We start from the raw sequence: 25,113 nt of genomic DNA on the forward strand, positions 1-25,113 counted from the left end.
CATCTTCTCCGAAACAGTGAAGGCCCGCCGAAGCGAGCCTTCACGCTAAGCTTTGGGCGCCAATTACGCAATTATTTCAGGATGGTGAAACCCTGCGCAGTGAAGAAAGGGGCAGCCTTGTCCGACTTCAGGAAGTCGAGATAGGCAGCAGCATCCGGGTTCTTGCTCTCGGCGAGCAGGGCGATCGGATAGATGATCGGCGGATGGGAATCGGCCGGAAAGGTTCCGACGATTGCAACGCCCTTATCGGCGGCCGCATCGGTCTGATAGACGATGCCGTATGGCGCTTCGCCGCGGGAAACGAGGGCGAGGGCGGCACGCACGCTTTCTGAATAGGCAACCTTGGTCTCGACGGACTTCCAGACGCCGAGTTTGTCGAGCGCTGTCTGGCCATACTTGCCGGCCGGAACCGATTTCGGCTCACCCATGGCGAGCTTGCCGTCGCCGATGAGGCTTGCGAGATCGAAGCCCGCCTTGATTTCAACTGGCTTCTGCTTGCCGTTTTCAGCGACCAGAACAAGGCGGTTGCCGAGCAGGTTGGAGCGTGTGTCCGCCTTGATCAGTTTTTTATCGGCGACGTAATCCATCCAGTTCAGGTCGGCAGAAATGAAGACGTCAGCCGGGGCTGCATTTTCGATCTGCTTTGCCAGTGCACCGCTTGCTGCGTAAGAAGCAACAGCTTCCTTGCCGCTTTCCTTGGCCCAGGCGGCGTTGGCCGCATCAAGCGCATCCTTGAGGCTTGCGGCGGCGAAGACAGTTACCTTTTCGGTGGCTGCGGCAGGCGTCGAAAGCGCTGCTGCACCAAGCCAGATGGCCGAGATCGCGGCGGTTGCCAGTTTCATCCAGTGGCGGCGGCTCTGCATAATTTATTCTCCCCGGGCTCGAAATATTTAGACGAATATAACGGCGTGTGAGCTTTGGCTAGAGTTGTATTTCATAAAACATAACGACGGCGGAGACGTGATTTGTCCGCGCCGTCTCTTCACGCATTCGTGAGGCGCATGGCTCCCGTCAAGCCTAGAGTTCGTGAGGCAAAAATGTGGCGCTTCTGCTTGGTAAATGGCAAGGGATCTGGCAAGCCAGTTTGGATCGACCTGTTTTTGCTGATAAAACTGGCAGGGAATTCGATTCAGTTCCACGGAGGTTTGCATTTCGTGCATTGCTGCAATGCACTAGCCTATATTCACCTTCTGAACAAATGTGCTAAAACACAATCATCCGACGGCTTCTCCTCCTCCCATAGCCGTCCGATAGGATCGACAACACTCCTCCTCCCAGTTGTCGATCAAGTTTTAAGCCCGACGCACCTCCTCCCGCGTCGGGCTTTTCATTTCTGGGAACTTTCAAACAATCCGATTTATTCCGYGGCCTTGTGCGAATCGCCGTTGCGGATGGCTGTCGAGCTCAAAGTCGAGCGTGGACCATGAATGAAGGTCCAGGCGGGTGCCGGCTTCTTCCAGAGAACACGGGCATCATCTTCATCGATGCGGGCAAAGGCAAAGGTCTTGGCCATTTTCGAGGAAAGGTAAGAGAGCGTCGAGCCCGGCCGGTCGATGACAGCGATCGGGAAGGTTCGCGCAATATTCTGCCATTTCTGCCAGCGATGGAAATTTTGCAGGCTGTCGGCGCCCATGATCCAGATGAAATGCACATGCGGGTTACGCGCCTTCACGCGGGCAAGCGTATTGGCCGTGTAGCTCACGCCAAATGCCTGTTCGAAGGCGGTGACCTTGATATGCGGGTCGGTGGCAATGCTCTCGCTGCGCGCTATACGCTCCGAAAGTGGTGCCAGATAATTGCGGCTTTTCAACGGATTGCCCGGTGTCACCATCCACCAGAGCTGATCCAGCCCCAGGCGGCGGATGGCGATTTCGGCGACCAGGGCATGGCCTTCATGCGGCGGATTGAACGAGCCGCCGAATAGACCGACGATCATGCCGCGTTCGCTATGCGGCATGCGGAGATAGCGCCGGTCTATATGCTCTGTGGTCACGTCAGGGCCGCGTCTGTCCATGACCGCGAACGCGGTATTTAAAGGAGGTGAGCTGCTCGACGCCAACAGGGCCACGCGCATGCATCTTGCCGGTGGCGATGCCGATCTCCGCACCCATGCCAAATTCACCGCCATCGGCAAACTGGGTCGAGGCGTTATGCAGCAGGATGGCCGAGTCGATCTCCGTAAAGAAGCGTTCGACGACTTCAGGGTCTTCGGCAAGCACGGCTTCGGTATGGTTCGACGAATATTTCTGGATATGGTCGATCGCGCCGGAAATGCCGTCAACGACGGCAACGGAAATGATGGCATCCAGATATTCGGTCGACCAGTCTTCTTCGGTGGCAGGCTTCAGGCCCGGCACGACCTTGAGAACCGTGGCCGAACCGCGAACCTCGCAGCCGGCTTCAATGAGAGCCTCGATCAGTGGCGTCAGATGCGTGCCGATGGCGGCGCCGTCGAGCAGCAGGGTCTCGGCTGCGCCGCAGACGCCGGTGCGGCGCATCTTGGCATTGACGATGATGTTCTTGGCCATTTCGAGATCGGCGGAGGCGTCGACATAGATATGGCAGAGGCCTTCGAGATGGGCGAAAACTGGTACGCGTGCCTCGCTCTGAACGCGAGCAACGAGGCTCTTGCCGCCGCGCGGCACGATAACGTCGATTGCACCATCAAGCCCGCGCAGCATGGCGCCGACAGCGGCGCGATCTGTCACGGGTACAAGCTGGATCGCATGTTCCGGTAGACCGGCTGCCTTCAGGCCCTCGACCATACAGGCATGGATCGCAGCCGAGGAACGGCGCGAATCCGAACCGCAGCGCAGGATCACCGCATTGCCGGCCTTCAGGCAGAGCGCACCGGCATCGGCCGTGACGTTCGGCCGGCTTTCGAAGATGACGCCGATGACGCCGAGTGGCGTGCGGACGCGTTCGATCTTCAGGCCATTCGGACGATCCCAGGCGGCGATGACTTCGCCGACAGGATCGGGAAGAGCGGCGATCGCGCGGATGCCCTCGGCCATTTCCGTGACGCGCTTGTCGTTCAGCGTGAGGCGGTCGATGAAGGAGGTGAGCATGTCCGTGCCCTCCACATCCTTCAAATCCTTGGCATTTTCCGAAAGGATCTGAGCCTTGTTCGCCATGATAGCATCGGCCATGGCGTTGAGCGCCTTGTTCTTGGCGTCGGTTGGAGCAAAGCCCAATGGTCGCGCGGCGGCCTTGGCCTTGCGGCCGATGTCGTTCATCAGCACGTCAATGTCAGGGCTCTGCGCAACTGTATCAAGCATAGCTTGCGTCCTTCTTCTGCCTTTCCGATTTCGAACCAATCTGCGCCGTCATGACCATATCGTCGCGATGGACCATGGCGGCGCGACCGGGATAACCGAGGATCGCCTCGATGTCTGCCGATTTGCGACCGGCGATCTGGCGGGCTTCCTCCGCATCGTAGCTGACCAGCCCACGGGCGACCTCGCGGCCGGAGGGGGCGATGATCGCAACCGTATCGCCGCGGGCGAAATTGCCGGAGATGCTGCGCACGCCAGCGGGCAGCAGGCTCTTGCCAGCGCCGAGTGCGGTGACGGCGCCTTCATCGAGATGCAGCATGCCGGCCGGCTGAAGCTGTCCGGCGATCCAGGTCTTGCGGGCGGTAACGGGCGTGCCCGAAGGCGCAAACCAGGAGGAACGCGCACCGTTTTCGATTGCCGAAAGCGGACTTTCCGTCTTTCCCGACGCGATGATCATGGCGCAGCCCGAAGTCGTCGCAATCTTGCCGGCATCGATTTTGGTGCGCATGCCGCCGCGTGAGAGTTCCGAGGCCGCACCACCGGCCATGGCTTCGATCTCGGGGGTGATTTCCGCAATGGTTTCCAGGAATTGCGCATCCGGATCGAGATGCGGCGGCGCGGTGTAGAGACCGTCGATATCGGAGAGAAGGATCAGCAGGTCGGCACCGGTCATGGTGGCGACGCGGGCAGCAAGGCGATCATTGTCGCCATAACGGATTTCGCTGGTTGCGACCGTGTCGTTCTCGTTGATGATCGGCACGGCGCCGATCTTCAGAAGCTGATTGATGGTGGCGCGGGCGTTGAGGTAACGGCGCCGCTCTTCGGTATCGCCCAAGGTCAGCAGGATCTGGCCGGCGACGATCTCATCGTGTGAGAGGCTTTCGGACCAAGCCCGGGCCAACGCGATCTGGCCGACGGCCGCTGCCGCCTGGCTTTCCTCCAGCTTCAGGGCGCCGGAGGGAAGATCGAGCACCGAGCGGCCAAGAGCGATGGCACCGGAGGAGACCACGAGCACATCGACGCCTTTGGACTTCAGCGCAGCGATATCGGCGCACATGGCATCGAGCCATGATTTCTTCAGGCCGGTCTTGCGATCGACCAAGAGCGCGGAGCCGATCTTGATGACGACGCGGCGATATCGGTCCAGCGGCTTGCGATTACTCATCGCTCTCGTCCTCGTCGGTGAGGATCATGTCGCGATGGCGCAGTTTTGGCGTCTTGGCCGGCTTCTCTACCGTATTGGCTTCGACGATGATGTCGCGCAGCGCGCGCAGCACTTCCGTCATTCCCTTGCCGGTGACGGCGGAAATCAGGAAGGGTGTCTTGCCGCAGGCCTTGGCGAGTTCCTTGGCCTTCTTCTTCAGGGTCGCATCGTCGAGTACGTCGATCTGCGAGAGCGCGACAATTTCCGGCTTGTCGACCAGGTCGTTGCCATAGGCTTCGAGCTCGTGCTTCACCGTCTTGTAGGCCTTGCCGACCTTTTCCTCCTGGGCAGAGACGAGATGCAGCAGTACGCGCGTGCGCTCGACATGGCCGAGGAAGCGGTCGCCGATGCCCACGCCCTCATGCGCGCCTTCGATAAGACCGGGAATATCGGCAAGGATGAATTCTCGCTCGTCGATGGTCGCGACACCGAGGTTGGGGTGCAGCGTCGTGAACGGGTAATTGGCGATCTTCGGCCGGGCGCGTGTCACGGAAGCGAGGAAGGTGGACTTGCCGGCATTCGGCAGGCCGACGAGGCCGGCATCGGCAATCAGCTTCAGGTGCAGCCAGATGGTCTTTTCTTCGCCCTCAAGTCCGGGATTGGCCCAGTCCGGCGCCTGATTGATCGAAGACTTGAAGTGGGTGTTGCCGAAGCCGCCATTGCCGCCTTTTGCGAGGCAGAAGCGCTGGCCTTCCTCGGTCAGGTCGCAGATGAGGCTTTCCTGATCCTCTTCGAAGATCTGCGTGCCGACGGGAACCTTGAGCGTCACGTCGTCGCCGTTGGCGCCGGTGCGGTTCTTGCCCATGCCGTGCATGCCGACCTTGGCCTTGAAGTGCTGCTGGTAACGAAAATCGATCAGTGTGTTGAGGCCGTTGACGGCTTCTACCCAGACGTCGCCGCCGCGCCCACCGTCGCCGCCATCCGGCCCGCCGAACTCGATGAACTTCTCACGACGGAAGGAAACGCTGCCTGCGCCGCCATCACCCGACCGGATATAGACCTTTGCTTCATCGAGAAATTTCATTTTACTTCCAGTACTCGGTGCGTTTGGGCGACCCCTCTTGGCCCATTCGATATAGGCGGTTCAGGCGGAGGTCAAAGAATATCGTGATTTTTGCGAGCTATAACATACAGTACGGCTTCGGTCTCGATGGCAGATACGATCTGGAACGCGTCGTCAAAAGTCTCGAAGGCGCTGATGTCATCGCCCTGCAGGAGGTGACGAGAGGTTTCGTTCGGAACGATTATGCCGACATGCCTGATATCATTGCGGCCCTGTTTCCCGACCATTTCTGGGTCTATGGACCGGCCTGCGACATACATGTCGAGGCGCCGGAAGGCCAGGTTTCCCCGCCGCGCGGCACCCGTTTCCAGTTCGGCAATATGGTTCTGTCGCGCTGGCCCATCCTGTCGACGCGAACGCTGCTTCTGCCGCGCAGCCGCACGGTCGACAAGATCAATTTGCAGCGCGGCGCGACGGAAGCCGTTATTGCCATGCCTGATGGTGCTGTCCGCGTCTATTCCGTCCATCTCGACCACGTTTCCATCGACGAGCGCATTGCGCAACTCCACCATCTCGGAGACCGCATCAATGCGTTCATTCAGGAAGGCGCGTCGCTGACCGGAGCATGCGAATTCGGGCTTCCCGAGCCGCCGCTGCCGGAGGATTACATTATTATGGGCGATTTCAATATGGAGCCGGAATCGCCGGAATACTGCACCTTCGCTGGCGCCTTTGACGGGTTTTACGGCCGCACGGCGCGGATCGGCACGCCGATCGATGCCTTTGCGGCGCTTGGCGCCTATGGGCCCGGCAGCTACAGCTGGATGGATCCGGAAGATCACGGCAGGCGCATGCATATCGATTACTGTTTCGTCAGTTGCGGCCTCAAGGACCGGTTGAAATCCGCTGTCATTGATACGAATTCCCTGGGTTCCGATCATTTTCCCCTCCGGGTCGAGATCGGCGATTGAAAGGACGCCGCCTTAAGCGCGGCGTCCTTCTTATGTCAGGCGACCTTTTTCTGCTGCAGAGCGCCTGGCTGCAGCACGGTTTCGATATGGGCGACCATGGTGTTGCGGGCGAAGGAGTAGATTTCGCTGCAGCCGGTCATCCGGAAACCGAGCTTTTCCTGCAGCCGGAGTGATGCAGGATTGTCGGCAAAGACGCCCGAATGAACCGGAACGTCAGGCATGCGCCGCGAGAAACGCTCGAGCATGGCTTCGGCCGCCTCGCTCATATAGCCGCGCTGCCAGTAGTAGCGGTTCAGCCAATAACCGAGGTGCCAGCGGCCGTGACGAAGTTCGATCGACACATTGCCGATATGGACGTCGTCATTGCCTGTTATTGCCAGTGCCCAATCCGGCATGACGCCCGATATGACCGGAACCAGCCAGTCCAGCGCATCCTGCCGGTCATAGGGGGCGGGAACGCGGGCCAGCATGCGGGTGACTGCGAAATCGGAAAGCGATTCCGCAATCGCCGGAGCGTCACTCAGCCTATGCGGGCGAAGCGTTAGCCTTGCCGTTGATATGACCGGCGCGGGGCCGGGCATCATGGGCTTGGTCCCGGGTCTTTGCAGGGGTGCGGCATTCATGAGATTGCCCCCCAGCTTCTGAGCGACATCCAGGTCTTGCGGTCGAGCCGGTACCATTCGACCGGCACATTGCTGCCTAGCGCCAGCGATGCGGCAAGACCGGATCCCTGGAACTGGAAGCCGCACTTCTGGATGACGCGGCGCGAGGCGACGTTCATGACCCGGCAGCGGGCATCGATCTGCTCGACCTGCTGCCTCGTCCTGAACACCATGTCGACGAGGGCATGGCATGCCTCGGTCATATAACCCTGGTTCCAATAGGGCTCGCCCAGCCAGTAACCGATCTCGACGGTCTTCTCGTCGGTATGCGGTTCCACGCCGCAGCAACCCATGAAGGCGCCGTTCTCGGCCTTGGTGATCGCATAGACGCACTTGCCAATCTCGCCATTTCGCGTACGCCAAACAAAGTCGGCGGCATCATTGGCGGTATATGGGTGCGGCATACGCGATACCATGGTGGCGACTTTGGCGTTGTTGGCGAGATGGGCAAGGGCGTCAATGTCTTCTTCGTGGGGCGCGCGCATGACGAGCCTTTCCGATAACAAGACAGGGCAATCGGTCCTTAACCGCTCCGGCCTCAGCCGTTCCATGGGAGACCGCTGGTCTTCCCTGGGCGACCGTGATTGGTCGACCCTTGTCATTTCGCCTTGCATGTTCAGTCCTCCTGTTTGGACAAAGAAAAAGGGGAGATGGCGCCCCATCTCCCCTGTTTTCTGGACTGAACCTGGTATGGCCAGCCGGGTCGATGAGACGCCGGCTGTTTTAGAGCGCTACCGGCTTATTCCGCTGCTTCCGCTTTCGGCATTACAGACACGTACACGCGACCATTGGCCTTCGTTCGGTAGTCCACATTGCCAGCCGTAAGCGCAAAAATGGTGTGATCCTTGCCGAGGCCGACATTGGCGCCCGGATGCCACTGGGTTCCGCGCTGGCGAACGATGATGTTGCCTGCTACGACGTTTTCGCCGCCGAACTTCTTCACGCCGAGGCGCTTGGAATCGGAATCGCGACCGTTACGCGAGGAACCGCCAGCTTTTTTATGTGCCATTGGAGTTCTCCTTTAAACCTGAAACCCGTTGATCTTACTTGGCGGCCACGATGTCCGTGATACGGACAACCGTGTGATGCTGGCGATGGCCGCGCGAACGCTTCGAATTCTGACGACGACGCTTCTTGAAGGCGATAACCTTCTTGCCGCGGGTCTGGTCGACGACTTCCGCCTTGACGGAGGCGCCGGTTACGAAGGGCGCACCGATCGCTGCGTCGGCGCCTTCGCCGATCACGAGGACTTCGGTGAATTCAATGGAGTCGCCAGCGGTGGCTTCAAGCTTCTCGATGGTCAGCACGTCATTGGCTGCCACGCGATACTGCTTACCGCCGGTCTTGATGACTGCGAACATATTTTGTCCTTTCATGTTCGATCCAGCTCTCCCCGCAAAGCGCAGGTGGCTGTCTTCTTATCAGTCGAAGTTAAGCAGGGATTTCAGGGAACTGGCCCGGAACTCTGGTCTGCCGGTGAAGCCCCACGCGAGCGCGAGGCGGGCAAGGGGCGGATTACTCCACTCCTATTGCGAAAGCGGGATACGCGAGTGACAAAAAGGTGTCAAGGCAAAAGGATGGAAAAGCTTGAGATTTCGGCTTGCCAGTCTGTCATTTGCTCGTTATGAGAACGCCCGCGCCGAACAAGCGCCGACCGAGACCGCGGAGAGGTGGCAGAGTGGTCGAATGCACCGCACTCGAAATGCGGCATACCTGCAAGGGTATCGTGGGTTCAAATCCCACCCTCTCCGCCATCGTCAATCAACCATCGGCAGTAAGGCAGGCTCGCAAGGGCGTCAGCCGGCGGACCGTCGCAATATCGCCTTCGGTCATGCCGGGCGCGTTGCCTGTGACCGCCCCTTCGCATTGGTGGCAGCCAGGCCGGCGAGGCTGGTGGCATCCGAAGCAAGCTCGTAGGTCGGGCCGAGGAAGCTGCCGACTATCGAGCGCGAGGCGTAGCGGCTTGCCGACGCTTCCTGGCTGGCATTCGGAAAGAGTGCTGATGCGCCGGTATGGAGGCTGGGCGCACCCAACTTCTCCAGTGCATGGATGAAAGCGCCGATCGTCGTCATGCCGACGATGCCGCCGACGAGGCGGGTCTTGTCTTCCTGCAGGCCGTGGATCTGCACGCGCTGATTGGAGGCGATGGCGAAGGATTTGAACTGCAGCAGCGCGCCCGACAGGCGTTGACGCAAAGAGCGGCACGTCGCCCACGCCCCTATGACGATGTCGGAATCAACGTCCTTGTTTGATCGCAGCGCGGAAGGCGCGGCGAGCGGTTGCGGCAATCGCGTCGTCGCCCCCGGCTTCGGTATTGGCGACCTTGCCGCCATCAAGCGTTTCGCCGTGGTGGGCGAAGAACCGGCCCAGGTCTTCGGCGCGCTGCTCGCCGATGCCGAGGAAGCCCATATAGGCACGCTCCTTGGCCTGCAGGGAGGCAAAGCCGCTTTGCGCCGCCTTCTTGGCATTCGCCAAAATGCGATTCTGGATCATGCGCGAGGCGAGCGTTTTTTGAAAATCATCCCAATGCAGCAGGCCGGTCATGCGCGAGAAGCCGACTGTCAGATTGCCCAGGAAGCGCTCGAACACGGCGCCGTGGGCATACCGATGTCACGGGTCAACCTGCAGCGCTCACAATATCCGTTCTGGCCAGCGATCATTTATTCTTCAAGAGCCACATCTTGCCTGCCATGGTAATGCCCTGCGCGGAGGTCTCTGGGGTCGCATCTGCGTCCAGGTTCTGCAGAAAGCCGTAGTCTCGCAATTCGTTCAACGTGGTCGTTGTCAGGAATTTCACCTTGATCGGCCGCTCCTTGAAACGGTCGGTCCTGGCATAGGTGACGGTCGCGTTCAGATGGGTCCATTTATTGCCGTCCTGGGCAAACAGGTCACCGTCCTTGGCGAGTTTCAAACCCCTGATCTGGGTCGGCGTCAGCGAAACCATCGTCGCCGGCGCGGTGTCTTTGGTGCTTTTTTCGGTTGTAGTCAAAGTTCGGTCCTTGAATGGTGTAATCGTTTTGAAATGCGGGTCTGTGACATTCTCTGCAGTCGCCTTTTATCGCCGCCCGCAGCACGGACATGGCAGGCCTGGCAGCGGGTTTGCGACCGGCATGTCCGATTTCGACCCGGTACGGTTGGAAGCCGGCGGTGGCGGCTCTTCGGCACGGGCGGATTGCGGATCGGTGGCAGTTCAATACCAACGAAAAAGGCCAGACATCCGCCTGGCCTTCTATGCCTTCATCACCATGCCAGTACATCCGTGGTCATGGGGAGTTAAGCCTTAAGCGGCCTGAAGCTGGCCTGCGGACATTTTGCCGGACCTTTGGTCCTGCTCAAGTTGATAGCCAAGCTTCTGACCTTCAACGATTGAGCCCATGCCAGCGCGCTCGACTGCGGAGATGTGAACGAAGACGTCCGCACTGCCGTCGTCAGGCTGRATGAAGCCGAAGCCCTTGGTGSCGTTAAACCATTTAACTGTGCCGGTGGTCATAACAAACCCTTTCATAGCAACGATTAATCTGCCGCCGGGCGACGCACGGCGGTTGTTTCGACTTTTGAGAGGGAAAGTTGATCAAGAAGCGCAAAGCGCAGCAAAAACAAATAACGGCAAACAAAGTATCGATGGCGCTCTATATCCATTACTGGTTATCGCGTCAACCTTTGTTCCTCAAAGTTTTGAATTCGCTACCAAAGGGTGTATTTCTGTGTCGTTGATCTGGATCACACTCTAATCGGCTCCGGAGATCGATTTTGCGTTCGCGGGCTGGGTTGTGCATGCGACCGACAAGGCCAGCTTTCTCTTCGAGGCGGCAAGCGTCCTGACAGCTCATCCCGCGTGGCTGCTACGCTTCGCGCTTTTTGAAGCGTCGCGACGGGAAGCAATCCAACTGTCAATCTCTGAAGGAGCATAGGCGATCCTTGACCGCTGAGATTGCGGCGTATCAGAAGAAAGGGCGAGGTAACCCGCCCTTCTTGTGCTTCTCATCTGGAAACCATTGCGGCGAATTCAAAGACCATCAATCTTGCGATCGGAATCGAGGGGTTCCGATTGAGTCACCGAACCGGGCTGAAGGTTTGCGAGCAGGGATGAGACTACATTGTCTCCGGTGAAGCCCGCCTCTTTCAACAATTGATCGAGAACAGGCTTATTCGCCTGATAGTTCAGCAACTGGCCGGCAAGTCCGTCGCCGAGTCCGATGTTTCCGCCTTTGGCATCACCGCCGTTGCGTCCCAGCATGCCGCCGGTGTCAAAAATGCGGATATCGGAAATCTTCTCGATCGGCTTCACCGCCTCTGCCAGCGCCTGCGGAATGATGCGTATGCGCTCGCGCAGGATTTCGTAATCGATGATTGCTGCGCTCAACCGGTTGCGTGCTTGGTTTAGGAGAGCTTCGCTTTCGGCTTCCGCCTTGCCGGTTTCCAGAATGCCTTTCGCCTTGATGACCGCAGCGTCTGCCTCTGCCACTGCCAGCGTCTTGATCGCATCGGCCTGGTCGACAGCAGCCTGCTTTTCGGCTTCGGCGCCGACGGTCACGGCGGTCGCTTCGGTTTCCGCCTTCTTACGGGCGTCGATAACGGCGATCTGGCGCTCGCGTTCGGCGATCTCGACAGCCTTGGCGGTCGAAACTTTTTCCTCCGCCGCGATAGCCAAAGCCCTCGCCCCTTCTGCCTTTGCCTTCGCTTCGGACTCCTCGCGGCTCTTGGTTGCGACGGCAATCGCGCTTTCCTGGGAAACAATCTGCAGGTCGCGGCGGGCTTCGGTGTCACGCTGCTGGACGGCGCGGGACGCGTCGATATTTGCGCTTTCACGAACCTGTTTGGCGAGAGCTTCACGCTCGGCAATCGCCTGTTCGGTGGTAATGCGGGCTTCCTCTTCCGCACGCTTGGCAGCCTGCTCCTGCTGGGCGGTTTCCGCGCGTGTCGCGGCTGACTTGTTGGCGATATCGCGCTCCTGGTTCAGTTCGGCTTCTCGCTTGGTGCGCTCGATTTCGAGTGACTGCTGGCGCGCCTCGAGATCCTTCTGGGCGATGGCGACTTCCGTGTCGCGCACGATCTCGTTGCGTTCCTTCTTGCGGCTTTCGGTGATGCGGGTCAGCGTTGCAAGGCCCTGTGCATCGAAGAAATTGTTGGCGTTGAAATGTTTGATGTCGGTTTGGTCGAGGCGGGTCAGCGACACCGATTCCAGCTCAAGGCCGTTTGATTGCAGGTCGGCGCCCACGGCCTCCTGCACGGCCTTGACGAAGTCCATGCGCTGCTCCTGCAGGGCGTCAAGGTTCATGGTGGCTGCGACGGAGCGAAGACCGTCCACGAATTTCGCCTCGATCAAAATCCGCAACTGCTCGGCATCGTTGGTGCGATTGCCGAGGGTTTGCGCTGCGAGTGCGATCGATGAGGCGTCCGGTTTGACGCGCACATAGAATTCCGCGCCGATATCGACCCGCATACGATCCTTGGTGATGAGCGCGTCACCTTCGCCACGCCGTACCTCAAGCCGCAGTGTCTTGAGATTGACGCGCGCTATAGACTGAAAGATCGGGAGGACGACCGAGCCGCCATCAAGGACGACCTTCTGGCCGCCAAGACCGGTGCGGACGTAGGCCTCGTCCCGGCTGGATCTGGTGTAGAGTGTTGCGAAAACCAGGCCAATGCCCAGGATCAGTACAAGGCCGATAATGGCCGGCAATAGCAGATCAAATATCATGGTGACTCCCCGGTATATGTATCCGGCGCCTTCAGCATGTCTGACGGAGCCGTGATGGCTATGAAAATATTGGATTCGTGGTCGACAATGAGGACCTGGGCGCCGATTGCCATGGGTGGTTCGTTCGGCGCGGCTCTGGCCCTGAACGTATGCCAATTGCTGTGCCGGTCCTTGATGCGAACACGGCCGGGCAGCCCTTGATCCAACGGCCCGACTGTCACTTCGCCAGTCCTTCCGATGAATTCGGCGAGGTCGACGGCATAGGTCTCATCACGTGGTACGAGCCGACCGACGATCCTGGTCAGGGAACGGACTTCAGGGATAGCGATAAGAAAAGCAGGCACCGCGGCCACGAGTGTCGGCAAAGGTAACCAAAGGGTTCGGGCAATTGCCTGGAAAACAAAGCCGTTTATGGCAAACATGCCGAGAAACAGCATCAGCAGCACCAGAACCGGAACTCCACCATAGTTGAGCCATGACAGAAGCCCCGACATGCCACTACCGTGATCGTCGGGTAACGCCTTTCCGATCAGTTCGCTGAGCGAAAATCCAATCAAAAGGCAGCACATTTCCAGAAGGGTTAGTGCAGCCAGTATGATTGCCGCAACCGCAAAGGGGGTGGAGTGAGGGTCGAGGAAAAGATCCATTGGCGCTTAATTCTGACCGGCCTTGAGCTGGGCGAGCCGGGCTTCAATAGCCTGTTCACGATGCAGACGGTCAAGTTCGTCCAGTTCTGCGCTTGCACCCTTATCCTCGGACGGAACTCCTGTGAGGCGTGAGACGGCCGCGGCCGCGCGGGCTGCCCCGTCAGTCGGCCGGTTTCGGCCGGCTGCAGTGTCGGAAGCCTCATGCAGATGTTGAAGACTACGCTTCAAAGCGGCGAGCTTTTCTTCTGCCTCACGGCGTGTCGCCAGGATTGCCTGAAGCGCTTGCTGGCCCTCATCCAGCTGTGTTCTGGCGGCCGATAGGGCATTGTCGAGTGCCGCAAGCTGCGCCTCCAGATCGATCTGTCTTGCCACGCCTGCCTTCGCAAGGTCATCTCGATTGGCCGACATGGCTGTGCGGATCTTGTCATCGAGGGTGCGCCGATCAGCTTCGATCTCGCTGCGCCGGGTCTGGATGCGATATTCTTCCGCCCGTGATTTGCCGAGGTCCACGCGGGCTTCATCGGCAGCAGAATCGATGTCACGAAGCGCCTGTTCGACGATCACGATCTTGTTTGCTCCTTCGGCTTTGTCGACGGCAGCATTCGCAAGTCCGGCGATAAGGCGACCTACGCGCGACAATATCCCTTCACTTGTCATGATATTGATCTCCCTTCGGTTTGCATGCGGAGTGACGCCGATATCGATCTGATAGGCACCATTGTTGGCAACGAGCTGAGCCGCAAAGATGTTGATCGATCCGTTCGAATAGCCCGCCACGTCATAAGGAACGATCATCCGGCCACGAACGGTCGCGAGTGACAGCGTTGCGGGTCCCTTTATCGAGAACAGTTTTTCATCCAGTGGCAGTCTTGCCGGTGATATCGGATGGTTGCGATTGGATGCGAAGTCACGCAGACCGAGGGTGACCAGCCTGGCCGGCAGACCGGTTTTCTCCCGAACGGTTTCGTAAGCCAGCTCATGTAGCGTGACGAGATTTGCCCCGCCTTCTTCCGTCAGCATCTCATCAAGCATGGCGATCATTGCCGTATAGGCGGCAAATGTCTCATCCAAAGCCCGTTTTGCCTCGGGATCAGGCGAAAGGTCGTAGCGTAAAATCGATGTGTGAGCTGTTTGTGCCATACAGAAAAATGTAAAGCACTGCTTTTGTGCTTTCAATAGGCAATTTCAGTTTTTGGTTGAATTTTATTTTGGAAATTAATCTGCAGGCATGTATCGGAAGTCGTGCTCTGCTTTTGTGCAGCGTTGTTGCGTGGCACTTCTCAGGAGGACCGTATCACCATCCACGGTGAGGACCATGTTCACACCTGGAAGGCCTGTAAGATCAAGCTGATCAATACGAAGAACGCCGAACAAAGGATGGGAATGACCCAATTCCCGATTAAGCGGATAAATTTATCCCTCTCTGATTGTCTTCGCCAGGTTATGCAATCATTTTTGGTAACGCAATCGTTCAGGGCTTTGAGGGCTGCAATGGTGGCGTTTCGTTCGCGTAACTCTCACAACGATTTGAAAAGAGCTTTTCACTCAGAAAATCGACGAGGACGCGGACCTTGGGCGAGAGTTGCCGGTTGGATGGCCAGAGGAGATGGAACTGGGCAGGGGCGTCTATATGGGCGTCCAGCACGGTGCGCAGTCTGCCGTCGGCTAGCGGGTCGCGCGCGAGAAAATCCGGCATGCAGCCGATGCCCATTCCGCTGATGGTGGCGCCGCACAGGGCTTCCATATTGTTGCACGTCAGTACTGTTCGGGTTCTGATTTCCGGATGGTCAGGGGAGAGGCTGAGCGGCCAAGGCTGCAGCTTTCCGGAATTGGGAAATCGGAACCGGACGCTCCGATGACCTTCGAGATCACGGGGGCAATCGGGGGTGCCGTGTTTCTCCAGATAGGCAGGTGCGGCGCATAGCAAGAGTTGAAACGGGCGCAGCGCACGCGACATCAGTCTTGAATCGGGCAATGTCCCGCTACGGATTGCAACATCGACGCCTTCTTCGATCAGGTCGACAATCCGGTCGTTGAAGTCGAGATCCAGTTCGACTTCCGGGTAGAGGTTCACGAATTCCGGCAGGATCGGCAGGATCAGATGGTAGCTGACCAGCGGCACGCTGACGCGCAACCGTCCCCGAGGGGTTGCGACAGCCTGAGCGAGCGAGGCCTGGGCGTCTTCCAGGTCATCAAGGATACGCCGGCAGCGCTCGTGGAACAGGCGGCCTTCTTCCGTCAGCCGCAAGCTTCGTGTCGAGCGCTGGAACAGGCGGACGCCGAGTTGTTGTTCAAGCGCGGTCACAGCCTTGCCGACAGCCGAGGCGGAAAGGCCGAGAGCCCGGCCGGCGGCGACGAAACTTCCAAGATCCGCCGTTCTGACGAATGCCGTGAGGCCACCCAGAGGTTGGTCCATATGCAGATCCATTCGAGCGGTTTCTTCCTTTATATGCGGAACAAACCATAGGTTATCGAAGAATTATCCTCAATTTATGCTGCTTTCCGCAATCGAAGTCCAGGCGTTTCAGCGCCCCGCGCACCTCCCAAGCGCGTTCCACCCTCGAACCAGCGGATATCCGATGACCGTTCCCCACAAGTTCAAACCTACAAGTATCGCGGAGAAACTCTTCGTCTTGATCGCCGTCTGCTCTGCGGCCGCGGCTATGCCGCTCACCTTCACTGGTCCCGCGGTGGCCCTGCCGGCGATCAGTGCCGAACTTGGCGGCAGTCCCATTGCCCATAATTGGGTCACCAATGCCTTCATGCTGACATTCGGCAGCACATTGATGGCGGCAGGTGCGCTGGCAGACAGCTATGGCCGCAAACGCGTTTTCCTGTGCGGGCTTGCCGCCTTCATCCTGTTTTCCGGCGGGCTTGCCTTTTCGCCTGACATTATCTGGTTCGACAGCCTTCGCGCGCTTCAGGGTTTTGGCTCGGCCGCGGCCTTTTCCGGCGGAATGGCATCGCTGGCACAGGAGTTTGACGGAAAGGAACGCATGCGCGCCTTCAGTCTCGTCGGTGCAAGTTTCGGTATTGGCCTGGCGTTTGGACCGATGGCGTCGGGCATGATGATCGAGGCCTTCGGGTGGCGGGCGATTTTCGCACTCGTGGTTGGCCTCGCTATCCTGGCTTTCGTTTTCGGGGCGGTATTCCTGACGGAAACCCGCGACCCCGAGGCAAGGGGGCTCGATTGGCCGGGCGCGATCAGCTTCACGCTTGCCCTATCGCTCTTTACTTATGGCGTGCTGCGGGCGCCGGAAAGCGGCTGGAGCGATGCTCTTACGCTTGGACTCATTCTTGGCTCGGCGCTGCTGATGGCCCTCTTCTGCTTCATCGAGCACCTCGTAAAGCGGCCGATGCTTGATCTGACGCTCTTCCGCTATCCTCGCTTTGTCGGTGTGCAGCTCCTGGCGGCTGCTCCCGCTTATGCTTTCGTCGTCCTGCTGATCCTACTGCCGGTGCGCTTCGTCGGTGTCGAGCGTTTGAGCGCGGTCGCCGCCGGACAGATGATGATCGCGCTTTCCGGTCCGCTTCTCATCCTGCCGATCGCGGCCGGGCTGCTGACCCGGTGGTTGCCGGCAGCAACGATCTGCAGCGTCGGTCTCGTCATTTCGGCTGCCGGTCTCTTCTGGCTTGCGCACATTCCCGTCGGTTCGGACCATGTGGCGCTTATCGCACCGCTGCTGACGATTGGTATCGGCATCAGCCTGCCCTGGGGTCTCATGGACGGACTTGCCGTCAGTGTCGTGCCGAAGGAGCGTGCCGGCATGGCAACCGGGATCTTCAGTACGACCCGCGTCGCCGGCGAAGGGGTGGCGCTCGCCATCGTCAGTGCGGTCCTCTCCGCACTGACGCAGTCCTATCTTGGAACAAGCCATGAAGCGACAGTGGCGGCACAGCGACTGGTGACGGGGGATCTCTACGGTGCGGGCCAGGCTCTTTCCAGCATGGGAGAACTGGAACTCATCCGTGCCTATAATAGTGCCTTCGGCCTGCTTCTGTGGTTTCTGACCGGCATTACCATTCTGACGGCAATCGTCATTTTCACCTTCATGGGACGAGGTACCGGCGAAGCCGGGGAGGCGGCTGAAGAGTCTATCGCTGTCTGAACATATCAGGGCGGATGAACGTTTTCGCCCTTTTAACTATAGATGCTGAAAAACTACTCTTTTCGAAGCAATTTATCCTGCAAAATTACATCCCGCAGTAACGACTCCTAAAGTCCAGACTGGCACTTTTATTCTCATTGGTATTGCGTGTGCATATTTACTGGCTGGGGTTTTGCAATGAGTCGTAATCGGGATGATTGGGTAAGCCAGCGGGCATATGCCATCTGGGAAGAGGAAGGCCGGCCGCATGGTCGGGGCGAAAGCCACTGGGCACAGGCGCTCAGGGAGTTCGAACAGCTCGAAGCCACCAAGGCTTCTGCCGATGGGAGCGATCTCATCGAAAAGCTGAAGGCAGCAGGGCGCCTGATGCGGGCTTATGACGAGGCTGAGGCACAGGATAGTGAGAGCAGCCGGCGCAAGGCGGCCGGCCGCTAGGCTCGGCTGAGGCCGGCGCCGCAGAGGCGCTTTTATATACTGAATACTAAAAGCCGCTGGCCGTCGTGCCGGCGGCTTTTTCATTGTCAGGCCGGCTTGTTCGCAATCATGACGAAGCCCCAAGCGAGCATCACAGCTCCTTCCGATCCTCCCTGATTACTGGCGAGCGGCCCAACTGAGACCGCGCCGGAGAATGAGGGGCATGTAGGGGTGGCTGAATTCAGCGGCGACATGGCCAAGTGCGGAGTAGAAGACGCGGCCCTCGCCGAAATGTCGCTTGAAGACGACGGGCATCGCGACATTGCGCGCGGCAGRATCGTACTGGCCGGTGAAGGTCGTGGTAGCGAGGATTTCGACCGAGGGGTCGTAATGCAGATAATACTGCTCCGAGCGGTAGTCGAAGTCCGGAATGCCTTCCATCAGCGGATCGTCCTGCCGCGTTACGGCAACCCGGAAGTCAATGATATTGCCGGGATGGGCAACCCAGGTGACGCCGGAGACGTAGCGGAAGAGTGCACTTTCCTTGAAGGAGGTGGCAAGGCAGCCGTGATGGCCGCCGAGGCCGAGGCCACCGCGAACAGCTTCGACCAGGGCATCCGCATGCGGCTTTTCCAGCTTCTCGCCGGTAATGATCGGCACCAGCAGATCGGCCCTAGCGAGAAGCTGCGAGCCGAATATGCCGAGATCATTGGTGATTTCGACTGCAAAGCCATCCTCACGCAGCAATTCGCCGACGATATTGGCGCAGGGTTCCGGCTCGTGGCCCAGCCAGCCGCCCCAGACGATGATCGCCTTTTTCATATTTCCTCCTCTAGGCCTGAATAAGCAGGCTTTCGACGGTAACATTATAGCGCAACGGTTCGTCGGCCAGATGTCGCCCGATCTCTGCGACAACTAAACGGCTGAGACGGCCGCGTTCATTGCCGACGTCGCTAGCGATATAACGAATGGCTTTGATGCGAAAGCCGTTGCCGGCATACTCGAGACGTGTCCGGTTTTCTATGTGGCCGGCAAGTCAATCGCCCTGCCGAAAGGCGCATTCCGTATGCAAGCCGTCTCTAATCTTCTTATTTTTGCAGATATGTAACCGAGATAACTTTTTCCTGACGTGTAACTTGGCTAAGGTCCGCGCATCTGTGGCTTGCAAAAGGTGAGATGTATGGCAGGTGAAACGGTACTCGTCGTCGGCGGCGCTGGGTATATAGGCTCGCATACGTGTCTCGATCTGGCGAACAAGGGCTACAAGCCCGTCGTCTTCGATAATTTTTCCAACGGCCATCGCGAATTCGTCAAATGGGGACCGGCGGAAGAGGGTGATATTCGCGATCGCGCCCGGCTCGATGAGGTGCTGGCAAAGCACAAGCCGTCGGCGATTCTGCATTTTGCGGCGCTGATCGAAGTCGGCGAATCGGTCAAGGATCCGGTCTCGTTCTATGAGAACAATGTCATCGGCACACTGACGCTGCTGTCGGCAGCGCAGGCCGCCGGCATCAATGCTTTCGTCTTCTCCTCCACCTGCGCGACCTATGGTCTGCCGCAGAGCGTGCCGCTTGATGAGACGCACCGTCAGGTGCCGATCAATCCCTATGGCCGCACCAAATATATCGTCGAGCAGGCGCTTGCCGATTACGACCAGTACAAGAGCCTTCGCTCCGTCGTGCTGCGCTATTTCAATGCCGCCGGTGCCGATTTCGAAGGCCGGATCGGTGAATGGCACCAGCCGGAAACACATGCGATCCCGCTGGCGATCGATGCGGCGCTGGGCCGCCGCCAGGGTTTTAAGGTTTTCGGCAGCGATTACGAGACGCGCGACGGCACCTGCGTGCGCGACTATATCCATGTTCTCGATCTTGCCGACGCGCATGTGCGCGCCGTCCAGTATCTCCTGGATGGCGGTGAATCCGTCGCGCTCAATCTCGGCACTGGCACCGGTACCACTGTGAAGGAATTGCTCGGCGCCATCGAGGACGTCTCCAACAAGCCCTTCCCGGTCGAATATATCGGTCGTCGCGAAGGCGATTCGCACACGCTTGTCGCCAATAACGACAAGGCGCGGGACGTGCTGGGCTGGGTGCCGCAGTATGATCTCTCGCAGATCATTCAGTCGGCCTGGAACTGGCATGCGAGATCAAATCATCACTGAACGCGGGTCACGGCCCAACGTTCTCGTCATCACTGCGGATCAATGGCGCGGCGATTGCCTCTCGGCTGTGGGGCACGCCTGCGTCAGGACACCGAATGTCGATGCCCTGGCGAGGGAGGGAACGCTTTTCCGGCGCCATTATGCCGGTGCGGCTCCCTGCTCGCCAGCGCGCGCCACACTTTATACCGGCCTCTACCAGATGAACCACCGGGTCTGCCGGAACGGCTCGCCGCTCGACCGGCGGTTCGACAATCTGGCGCTGGCGGCAAGACGGGCGGGTTACGATCCGACGCTGTTCGGCTATACGGACACGGCGCCCGATCCGCGCGATATGGATGCCAATGATCCACATCTGACGACCTATGAAGGTGTGCTGCCGGGTTTCACTGTTCGCCAGCTTCTGCCGGAGCATGAGAGGCAATGGCTTTCCTGGCTGCGCTTGCGCGGCCACGCTGATGCCGTCAGCCGTGATATCCATATTCCGGTCGGCACTGCAGCAGGGGAAATCTCGAATGCGGCGCCAGCCTATTCACGCGAAGAGACGCAGACCGCTTTCCTGACCGGGGAATTCACCCGCTGGATGGGCGAGCAGGATGCGCCGTGGTTCGCGCATATTTCCTTCCTGCGGCCGCATCCGCCCTTCTCTGTGCCGGAGCCGTTCAACCGCATGTTCAAGCCGAGCGAAGGCCCGGCCTTTGCACGTGCGATAGGCCGCGAAATGGAACAGCAAGGCCATCCCTATCTCGCCTATGCCATGCCGCGTGCCGACAAGGGCAGTTTCATCCATGGGGCGGAAGGGCCGCTCAGCGATTTGAGCGCTGCCGACTTCGACGCCATCAGGTCGATCTACTACGGGATGATCGCCGAGGTAGACGACCAGCTCGGGTGCATCTGGCAAGCGCTGAAGGATGCCCGCGAGTGGTACAACACGATCGTCGTCTTCACGTCCGATCACGCCGAGATGGCGGGTGATCACTGGACCCTCGGCAAGGGCGGCTATTTCGACGGCAGCTATCATATTCCGCTCGTCATCCGTGATCCTGGCGTGGCCTCCGCCGGCGGTATCGTCGAGAATTTCACCAGTGCTGCCGATGTGTTCCCTACGCTCTGCGATCGGCTCGGTATCAGGCCTGCCAATGGCATCGATGGGCGCTCGCTTGCGCCTTTCCTCGATGGCGGCGTGGCGCAGGGCTGGCGGGATGCGGCTTTCTGGGAATTCGATTTCCGGGATATCGCCCATGGCGAGGCGGAGCGGCATTTCGGCCTTCGGTCGAACGAACTGAATCTTGCCGTCATCCGCGACGAGCAATTCAAATACGTGCATTTCACCGCATTGCCGGCGCTGCTCTTCGATCTCGTCAACGATCCGATGGAGCTGCGCAATCTTGCCGATGATCCGGCCTATGCCTCGGTGCGGCTCAACTATGCTGAACGGCTGCTGTCGCTCAGGGCACGGCATCTGGATCAGACGCTTGCCTATACCGAACTGACGGAAAAAGGGCCGGTAATGTACCGGCCCTGATTAAACATCAGAAATTTCCGAGGAAATCCCGCTTGCCGACCGGCGCCCCCTGGTTGCGCAGGATGGCGTGTGCCGTCGTCACGTGAAAATAGAAGTTCGGCAGTGCGAAGAGGGCGACATATTCGATGCCAGGAACAACAGAGCCATTGCGGCCCGGCACGGTGATTTCTCTCACATCGCTACCATCAAGAGCTTCGGCAGTGAAGCTCGCAAGGTAAGCTTCGGTCTTGGCCATACGTTCGCGCAGGTCGGCGATCGTCGCTTCATTGTCCTCGAATTTAGGCGCGTCAGTCGCCGTCAGGCGGGCGAGCGCGAACTTGGCGCTATCGCTGGCGCGCTGGTACTGGCCGGAAAGCGGCAGCATATCCGGGGCGAGGCGAGCGTTTACGAGGATGGTCGGGTCGATCTTCTTTTCCTCGGCATAGGCTTCCGCCTTGTCGAGATAGGTCTTCAGGCTGGCAATGCCGCGCTGGAACATGGGCACGGTCAGGCGATACATCGAAATGGACATTGTCCTGTCTCCAAAATCTTTAAAAAACAGCCGGTGTGCGCAGGCTGTTCGGGGCTCCGACTAGATGGGGATCTCTACAGCTTTCGCAATAAGCGCCTGTGACGGTTCACCGCCCATCATGGCCGGATTGCAACAGGCCGATCATGCAGAATTCGCCACAACAGGTGTCGTCTATTCGGCAACGCAGCCGAAATCGGCAAAGAGGCTTGACGCCGTTTCGATAAAATGGAATGAATATTCCGCGAAACAAATTTTACGGTTTGTTTGTTCCGTTTTGACGGAGCCGCCACGGGAGAGGCGGCGTGGGATTGAGGTCTGCAGACGGATGTCTGAGGCCCCGGCGTGAGGAGGGTGCAGCCGGGCACCGCTTTGTGGAGGAAATGCAATGAAAAAATTCATCCTGGGAACTGCGATGGCGCTCGTCCTGTCGACGGCCGCACACGCAGAAACCGTCGGCGTTTCGATGGCCAAATTCGACGACAACTTCCTGACCGTTCTGCGCAACGGCATGACCGATTATGCAAAGACGCTTAGTGGGGTCACGCTGCAGGTTGAAGACGCGCAGAACGACGTTTCCAAGCAGCAGAGCCAGATCCAGAATTTCATCGCTTCCAAGGTCGATGCGATCATCGTCAACCCTGTCGATACCGATGCGACGACGGCGATGTCGAAGCTTGCGGYCGATGCAGGCATTCCGCTGGTTTACGTCAACCGCCAGCCGGTCAACGTTGACACGCTGCCGGACAAACAGGCTTTCGTGGCTTCCAACGAGCAGGAATCCGGCACGCTGGAAACCAAGGAAATCTGCCGTATTCTCGGCGGCAAGGGCAAGGCCGTGGTCATTATGGGCGAGCTCTCCAACCAGGCTGCGCGCATGCGGACCCAGGACGTTCATGACGTCATCAAGACGGACGAATGCAAGGGACTGGAGATCGTGGAAGAGCAGACGGCCAACTGGGATCGCACTCAGGGCGCCGACCTGATGACCAACTGGCTCTCCAGCGGCATAGAGTTCGACGCCGTGATCTCCAACAACGACGAAATGGCGATCGGCGCCATCCAGGCGCTGAAGGCCGCCGGCAAGGATATGACCAAGGTCGTCGTCGGCGGCGTTGACGCTACGCAGGACGCGCTTGCCGCCATGCAGGCGGGCGATCTCGACGTCACCGTATTCCAGGATGCCGCCGGCCAGGGCAAGGGGGCGCTCGATACGGCACTCAAGATTGCCAAGGGCGAAAAGGCCGACAAGAAGGTCTACATCCCCTTCCAGCTCGTCACGCCTGCCAACGTCAAGGACTTCGTCACCAAGAACTGAGGCAAACGCCAAGCAGGATGCGGGCTCTGCCCGCATCCTTTCAGCCTGTCCGTATCCGGAGGAGATGATATGGCCGTCAGCCCGTCAACCATGGCCGCCGTGCGCGCGAGCGGCGCAGTTCCGAATGCGGAATATCTCTTGAGCGCAGAGGGCGTTCGCAAGGAGTTTCCAGGCGTCGTCGCGCTCGACGATGTGCAGTTCCGGCTGAAGCGCGCCTCCGTGCATGCGCTGATGGGTGAAAATGGCGCCGGCAAGTCGACGCTAATGAAGATCCTCGCCGGCATCTACACGCCCGACAAGGGCGATATCCGCCTGAAAGGGGTCGAAATCCGGCTGAAATCTCCGCTCGATGCGTTGGAGAACGGCATCGCCATGATCCATCAGGAACTGAACCTGATGCCGTTCATGACGGTCGCGGAAAACATCTGGATTCGCCGCGAGCCTAAGAATCGCTTCGGTTTCGTCGATCATGGCGTGATGCATCGCATGACCGAGGAGCTGTTTGCCCGGCTCAATATCGCGATCGATCCCGATATCGAGGTCCGCTACCTCTCGGTCGCAAACCGGCAGATGGTCGAGATCGCCAAGGCAGTTTCCTACAATTCCGACGTCCTCATCATGGACGAGCCGACTTCTGCGTTGACGGAGCGCGAGGTCGAGCATCTTTTCCGTATCATCCGCGACCTTAGGTCCCAGGGCATCGGGATCGTCTACATCACCCATAAGATGAACGAGCTCTTCGAGATCGCCGACGAGTTCTCCGTTTTCCGCGACGGCCGCTATATCGGCACGCATGCCTCGACCGAGGTCACCCGCGACGACATCATCCGCATGATGGTCGGGCGCGAGATCACCCAGATGTTCCCCAAGGAAGAGGTGCCGATTGGCGAGGTCGTGCTCTCGGTCAAGGATCTCTGTCTCAACAGGGTCTTCCGCGACGTCTCCTTCGAGGTGAGAGCCGGCGAGATTCTCGGTGTGGCCGGCCTTGTCGGCTCCGGGCGCTCGAACGTCGCCGAAACGCTGTTTGGTGTAACGCCGGCAAGCTCCGGCACGATCGAGCTTTTCGGCAAGCCGGTGACCATATCCTCGCCGACCGAGGCCATCCGTCACCAGATGGCGTTTCTGACCGAGGATCGGAAAGACACCGGTTGCCTGCTGATCCTCGATGTTCTGGAGAACATGCAGATTGCCGTCCTGCAGGACAGATATGTCAAGGGCGGCTTCGTGCAGCAGGGTGCGATCGAGGCGACCTGCGAAGACATGGCAAAAAGGCTACGCGTGAAAACGCCCAATCTTTACGAGCGCGTCGAGAATCTTTCGGGCGGCAATCAACAGAAAGTGCTGATCGGGCGCTGGTTGCTCACCCATCCGAAGATCCTGATCCTCGACGAGCCGACGCGCGGCATCGATGTCGGCGCCAAGGCGGAAATTCATCGGCTGGTCACCGAAATGGCGCGCAACGGCGTGGCGATCATCATGATCTCGTCCGAGATGCCCGAAGTGCTCGGCATGAGCGACCGCATCATGGTCATGCATGAAGGACGCGTGACCGGTTTCCTCAATCGCGATGAAGCAACGCAGATCAAGGTGATGGAACTGGCTGCGCAGTGATGCG

26 protein-coding genes and 1 tRNA gene are annotated in these 25,113 nt (G+C 59.1%); 8 read left to right on the plus strand and 19 right to left on the minus strand.

Going from position 1 to position 25,113, the window contains the following annotated elements; all coding sequences use genetic code 11:
* Positions 1 to 71: 71 nt before the first annotated feature.
* The 5 genes from modA to obgE all read right to left on the minus strand — a co-directional run bounded on the left by modA (position 72) and on the right by obgE (position 5,503).
* Entirely contained in the window at positions 72 to 863 is a 792-nt protein-coding gene (modA, locus tag AC1DM5_RS11505) for a molybdate ABC transporter substrate-binding protein (protein WP_477819915.1), read from the minus strand.
* Between the two features lie 494 nt (positions 864 to 1,357).
* Positions 1,358 to 1,957, minus strand: a complete 600-nt coding sequence (locus AC1DM5_RS11510) for a nicotinate-nucleotide adenylyltransferase (protein WP_477975091.1) — start codon at positions 1,955 to 1,957, stop codon at positions 1,358 to 1,360.
* A gap of 37 nt (positions 1,958 to 1,994) precedes the next feature.
* Positions 1,995 to 3,278 carry a glutamate-5-semialdehyde dehydrogenase gene (locus tag AC1DM5_RS11515; RefSeq protein WP_477819916.1) on the minus strand — a complete coding sequence of 428 codons (1,284 nt, stop codon included), beginning with the start codon at positions 3,276 to 3,278 and terminating at the stop codon, positions 1,995 to 1,997.
* A complete protein-coding gene (gene proB, locus AC1DM5_RS11520) occupies positions 3,271 to 4,440 on the minus strand; it encodes a glutamate 5-kinase (protein ID WP_477819917.1) in 1,170 nt (389 codons plus the stop codon). The genes AC1DM5_RS11515 and proB overlap by 8 nt, the downstream gene beginning before the upstream one ends.
* A complete protein-coding gene (gene obgE, locus AC1DM5_RS11525) occupies positions 4,433 to 5,503 on the minus strand; it encodes a GTPase ObgE (RefSeq protein ID WP_477819918.1) in 1,071 nt (356 codons plus the stop codon). Before obgE ends, proB begins: the two co-directional genes overlap by 8 nt.
* Before the next feature lie 83 nt (positions 5,504 to 5,586).
* Here obgE and AC1DM5_RS11530 point away from each other — a divergent pair, with 83 nt between their 5' ends.
* Positions 5,587 to 6,453, plus strand: coding sequence for an endonuclease/exonuclease/phosphatase family protein (locus AC1DM5_RS11530; RefSeq protein WP_477819919.1), 867 nt, complete (start codon positions 5,587 to 5,589; stop codon positions 6,451 to 6,453).
* Positions 6,454 to 6,488: 35 nt separating this feature from the next.
* Here AC1DM5_RS11530 and AC1DM5_RS11535 read toward each other — a convergent pair whose 3' ends face one another.
* From AC1DM5_RS11535 to rplU, 4 genes are all read right to left on the minus strand, one after another.
* Positions 6,489 to 7,076 (minus strand): GNAT family N-acetyltransferase, encoded by a 588-nt coding sequence (locus tag AC1DM5_RS11535; RefSeq protein WP_477819920.1) that lies wholly within the window; start codon positions 7,074 to 7,076, stop codon positions 6,489 to 6,491.
* Positions 7,073 to 7,729 carry a GNAT family N-acetyltransferase gene (locus AC1DM5_RS11540; protein ID WP_477819921.1) on the minus strand — a complete coding sequence of 219 codons (657 nt, stop codon included), beginning with the start codon at positions 7,727 to 7,729 and terminating at the stop codon, positions 7,073 to 7,075. The genes AC1DM5_RS11535 and AC1DM5_RS11540 overlap by 4 nt, the downstream gene beginning before the upstream one ends.
* Before the next feature lie 125 nt (positions 7,730 to 7,854).
* Positions 7,855 to 8,124, minus strand: a complete 270-nt coding sequence (gene rpmA / locus AC1DM5_RS11545) for a 50S ribosomal protein L27 (protein WP_007824841.1) — start codon at positions 8,122 to 8,124, stop codon at positions 7,855 to 7,857.
* A 34-nt stretch (positions 8,125 to 8,158) separates the two neighbouring features.
* A complete protein-coding gene (gene rplU / locus AC1DM5_RS11550; protein WP_037102071.1) occupies positions 8,159 to 8,476 on the minus strand; it encodes a 50S ribosomal protein L21 in 318 nt (105 codons plus the stop codon).
* A gap of 303 nt (positions 8,477 to 8,779) precedes the next feature.
* Between rplU and AC1DM5_RS11555 the strand changes: the two genes are divergently transcribed.
* A tRNA-Ser gene (locus AC1DM5_RS11555) sits at positions 8,780 to 8,869 on the plus strand.
* A gap of 75 nt (positions 8,870 to 8,944) precedes the next feature.
* Here AC1DM5_RS11555 and AC1DM5_RS11560 read toward each other — a convergent pair.
* From AC1DM5_RS11560 to AC1DM5_RS11595, 8 genes are all read right to left on the minus strand, one after another.
* Complete coding sequence (locus AC1DM5_RS11560) at positions 8,945 to 9,310, minus strand: hypothetical protein (RefSeq protein ID WP_477819922.1); 366 nt, start codon at positions 9,308 to 9,310, stop codon at positions 8,945 to 8,947.
* Positions 9,311 to 9,350: 40 nt separating this feature from the next.
* A complete protein-coding gene (locus AC1DM5_RS11565) occupies positions 9,351 to 9,704 on the minus strand; it encodes a hypothetical protein (protein WP_477819923.1) in 354 nt (117 codons plus the stop codon).
* A 67-nt stretch (positions 9,705 to 9,771) separates the two neighbouring features.
* Positions 9,772 to 10,059, minus strand: coding sequence for a hypothetical protein (locus tag AC1DM5_RS11570; protein ID WP_477819951.1), 288 nt, complete (start codon positions 10,057 to 10,059; stop codon positions 9,772 to 9,774).
* Positions 10,060 to 10,395: 336 nt separating this feature from the next.
* Positions 10,396 to 10,605, minus strand: coding sequence for a cold-shock protein (locus AC1DM5_RS11575; protein WP_477975005.1), 210 nt, complete (start codon positions 10,603 to 10,605; stop codon positions 10,396 to 10,398).
* A gap of 516 nt (positions 10,606 to 11,121) precedes the next feature.
* Positions 11,122 to 12,816 carry a flotillin family protein gene (locus AC1DM5_RS11580; RefSeq protein ID WP_477819924.1) on the minus strand — a complete coding sequence of 565 codons (1,695 nt, stop codon included), beginning with the start codon at positions 12,814 to 12,816 and terminating at the stop codon, positions 11,122 to 11,124.
* Positions 12,813 to 13,463 carry an OB-fold-containig protein gene (locus tag AC1DM5_RS11585; protein ID WP_477819925.1) on the minus strand — a complete coding sequence of 217 codons (651 nt, stop codon included), beginning with the start codon at positions 13,461 to 13,463 and terminating at the stop codon, positions 12,813 to 12,815. Before AC1DM5_RS11585 ends, AC1DM5_RS11580 begins: the two co-directional genes overlap by 4 nt.
* A gap of 6 nt (positions 13,464 to 13,469) precedes the next feature.
* Positions 13,470 to 14,603 (minus strand): PspA/IM30 family protein, encoded by a 1,134-nt coding sequence (locus AC1DM5_RS11590; RefSeq protein ID WP_477819926.1) that lies wholly within the window; start codon positions 14,601 to 14,603, stop codon positions 13,470 to 13,472.
* Between the two features lie 331 nt (positions 14,604 to 14,934).
* Complete coding sequence (locus AC1DM5_RS11595) at positions 14,935 to 15,879, minus strand: LysR family transcriptional regulator (RefSeq protein WP_477819927.1); 945 nt, start codon at positions 15,877 to 15,879, stop codon at positions 14,935 to 14,937.
* A gap of 163 nt (positions 15,880 to 16,042) precedes the next feature.
* Between AC1DM5_RS11595 and AC1DM5_RS11600 the strand changes: the two genes are divergently transcribed.
* Positions 16,043 to 17,572 (plus strand): MFS transporter, encoded by a 1,530-nt coding sequence (locus AC1DM5_RS11600; protein ID WP_477819928.1) that lies wholly within the window; start codon positions 16,043 to 16,045, stop codon positions 17,570 to 17,572.
* A 177-nt stretch (positions 17,573 to 17,749) separates the two neighbouring features.
* Complete coding sequence (locus AC1DM5_RS11605; protein WP_477819929.1) at positions 17,750 to 18,007, plus strand: DUF2934 domain-containing protein; 258 nt, start codon at positions 17,750 to 17,752, stop codon at positions 18,005 to 18,007.
* A gap of 156 nt (positions 18,008 to 18,163) precedes the next feature.
* Here AC1DM5_RS11605 and AC1DM5_RS11610 read toward each other — a convergent pair whose 3' ends face one another.
* Positions 18,164 to 18,808 carry a ThuA domain-containing protein gene (locus AC1DM5_RS11610; RefSeq protein WP_477975007.1) on the minus strand — a complete coding sequence of 215 codons (645 nt, stop codon included), beginning with the start codon at positions 18,806 to 18,808 and terminating at the stop codon, positions 18,164 to 18,166.
* 358 nt (positions 18,809 to 19,166) lie between these two features.
* Between AC1DM5_RS11610 and galE the strand changes: the two genes are divergently transcribed.
* Both galE and AC1DM5_RS11620 read left to right on the plus strand, forming a co-directional pair.
* Entirely contained in the window at positions 19,167 to 20,150 is a 984-nt protein-coding gene (gene galE / locus AC1DM5_RS11615) for a UDP-glucose 4-epimerase GalE (protein WP_310390503.1), read from the plus strand.
* Positions 20,128 to 21,672: an alkaline phosphatase family protein gene (locus AC1DM5_RS11620; protein WP_477819931.1), complete on the plus strand. Its 1,545-nt coding sequence runs from the start codon at positions 20,128 to 20,130 to the stop codon at positions 21,670 to 21,672. The genes galE and AC1DM5_RS11620 overlap by 23 nt, the downstream gene beginning before the upstream one ends.
* A gap of 7 nt (positions 21,673 to 21,679) precedes the next feature.
* On the opposite strand, the gene AC1DM5_RS11625 is transcribed toward AC1DM5_RS11620, so the two are convergent.
* Complete coding sequence (locus AC1DM5_RS11625) at positions 21,680 to 22,183, minus strand: DUF1993 domain-containing protein (RefSeq protein ID WP_477819932.1); 504 nt, start codon at positions 22,181 to 22,183, stop codon at positions 21,680 to 21,682.
* A 385-nt stretch (positions 22,184 to 22,568) separates the two neighbouring features.
* On the opposite strand from AC1DM5_RS11625, the gene AC1DM5_RS11630 reads away from it, so the two are divergent.
* Complete coding sequence (locus tag AC1DM5_RS11630) at positions 22,569 to 23,498, plus strand: sugar ABC transporter substrate-binding protein (protein ID WP_477975009.1); 930 nt, start codon at positions 22,569 to 22,571, stop codon at positions 23,496 to 23,498.
* A 69-nt stretch (positions 23,499 to 23,567) separates the two neighbouring features.
* A complete protein-coding gene (locus AC1DM5_RS11635; protein ID WP_477819934.1) occupies positions 23,568 to 25,109 on the plus strand; it encodes a sugar ABC transporter ATP-binding protein in 1,542 nt (513 codons plus the stop codon).
* Positions 25,110 to 25,113: the final 4 nt, after the last annotated feature.

It is taken from the genome of Rhizobium sp. 01T437, assembly GCF_056398505.1.

Bases quoted from the DNA above. Each gene is read 5' to 3' on its own strand.
- modA (WP_477819915.1), bottom strand. From the start codon at position 863: ATGCAGAGCCGCCGCCACTGGATGAAACTGGCAACCGCCGCGATCTCG.
- AC1DM5_RS11515 (WP_477819916.1), bottom strand. From the start codon at position 3,278: ATGCTTGATACAGTTGCGCAGAGCCCTGACATTGACGTGCTGATGAAC.
- proB (WP_477819917.1), bottom strand. From the start codon at position 4,440: ATGAGTAATCGCAAGCCGCTGGACCGATATCGCCGCGTCGTCATCAAG.
- obgE (WP_477819918.1), bottom strand. From the start codon at position 5,503: ATGAAATTTCTCGATGAAGCAAAGGTCTATATCCGGTCGGGTGATGGC.
- AC1DM5_RS11535 (WP_477819920.1), bottom strand. From the start codon at position 7,076: ATGAATGCCGCACCCCTGCAAAGACCCGGGACCAAGCCCATGATGCCC.
- AC1DM5_RS11540 (WP_477819921.1), bottom strand. From the start codon at position 7,729: ATGCAAGGCGAAATGACAAGGGTCGACCAATCACGGTCGCCCAGGGAA.
- rpmA (WP_007824841.1), bottom strand. From the start codon at position 8,124: ATGGCACATAAAAAAGCTGGCGGTTCCTCGCGTAACGGTCGCGATTCC.
- rplU (WP_037102071.1), bottom strand. From the start codon at position 8,476: ATGTTCGCAGTCATCAAGACCGGCGGTAAGCAGTATCGCGTGGCAGCC.
- AC1DM5_RS11570 (WP_477819951.1), bottom strand. From the start codon at position 10,059: ATGGTTTCGCTGACGCCGACCCAGATCAGGGGTTTGAAACTCGCCAAG.
- AC1DM5_RS11580 (WP_477819924.1), bottom strand. From the start codon at position 12,816: ATGATATTTGATCTGCTATTGCCGGCCATTATCGGCCTTGTACTGATC.
- AC1DM5_RS11585 (WP_477819925.1), bottom strand. From the start codon at position 13,463: ATGGATCTTTTCCTCGACCCTCACTCCACCCCCTTTGCGGTTGCGGCA.
- AC1DM5_RS11590 (WP_477819926.1), bottom strand. From the start codon at position 14,603: ATGGCACAAACAGCTCACACATCGATTTTACGCTACGACCTTTCGCCT.
- AC1DM5_RS11595 (WP_477819927.1), bottom strand. From the start codon at position 15,879: ATGGACCAACCTCTGGGTGGCCTCACGGCATTCGTCAGAACGGCGGAT.
- AC1DM5_RS11600 (WP_477819928.1), top strand. From the start codon at position 16,043: ATGACCGTTCCCCACAAGTTCAAACCTACAAGTATCGCGGAGAAACTC.
- AC1DM5_RS11605 (WP_477819929.1), top strand. From the start codon at position 17,750: ATGAGTCGTAATCGGGATGATTGGGTAAGCCAGCGGGCATATGCCATC.
- galE (WP_310390503.1), top strand. From the start codon at position 19,167: ATGGCAGGTGAAACGGTACTCGTCGTCGGCGGCGCTGGGTATATAGGC.
- AC1DM5_RS11620 (WP_477819931.1), top strand. From the start codon at position 20,128: ATGCGAGATCAAATCATCACTGAACGCGGGTCACGGCCCAACGTTCTC.
- AC1DM5_RS11625 (WP_477819932.1), bottom strand. From the start codon at position 22,183: ATGTCCATTTCGATGTATCGCCTGACCGTGCCCATGTTCCAGCGCGGC.
- AC1DM5_RS11635 (WP_477819934.1), top strand. From the start codon at position 23,568: ATGGCCGTCAGCCCGTCAACCATGGCCGCCGTGCGCGCGAGCGGCGCA.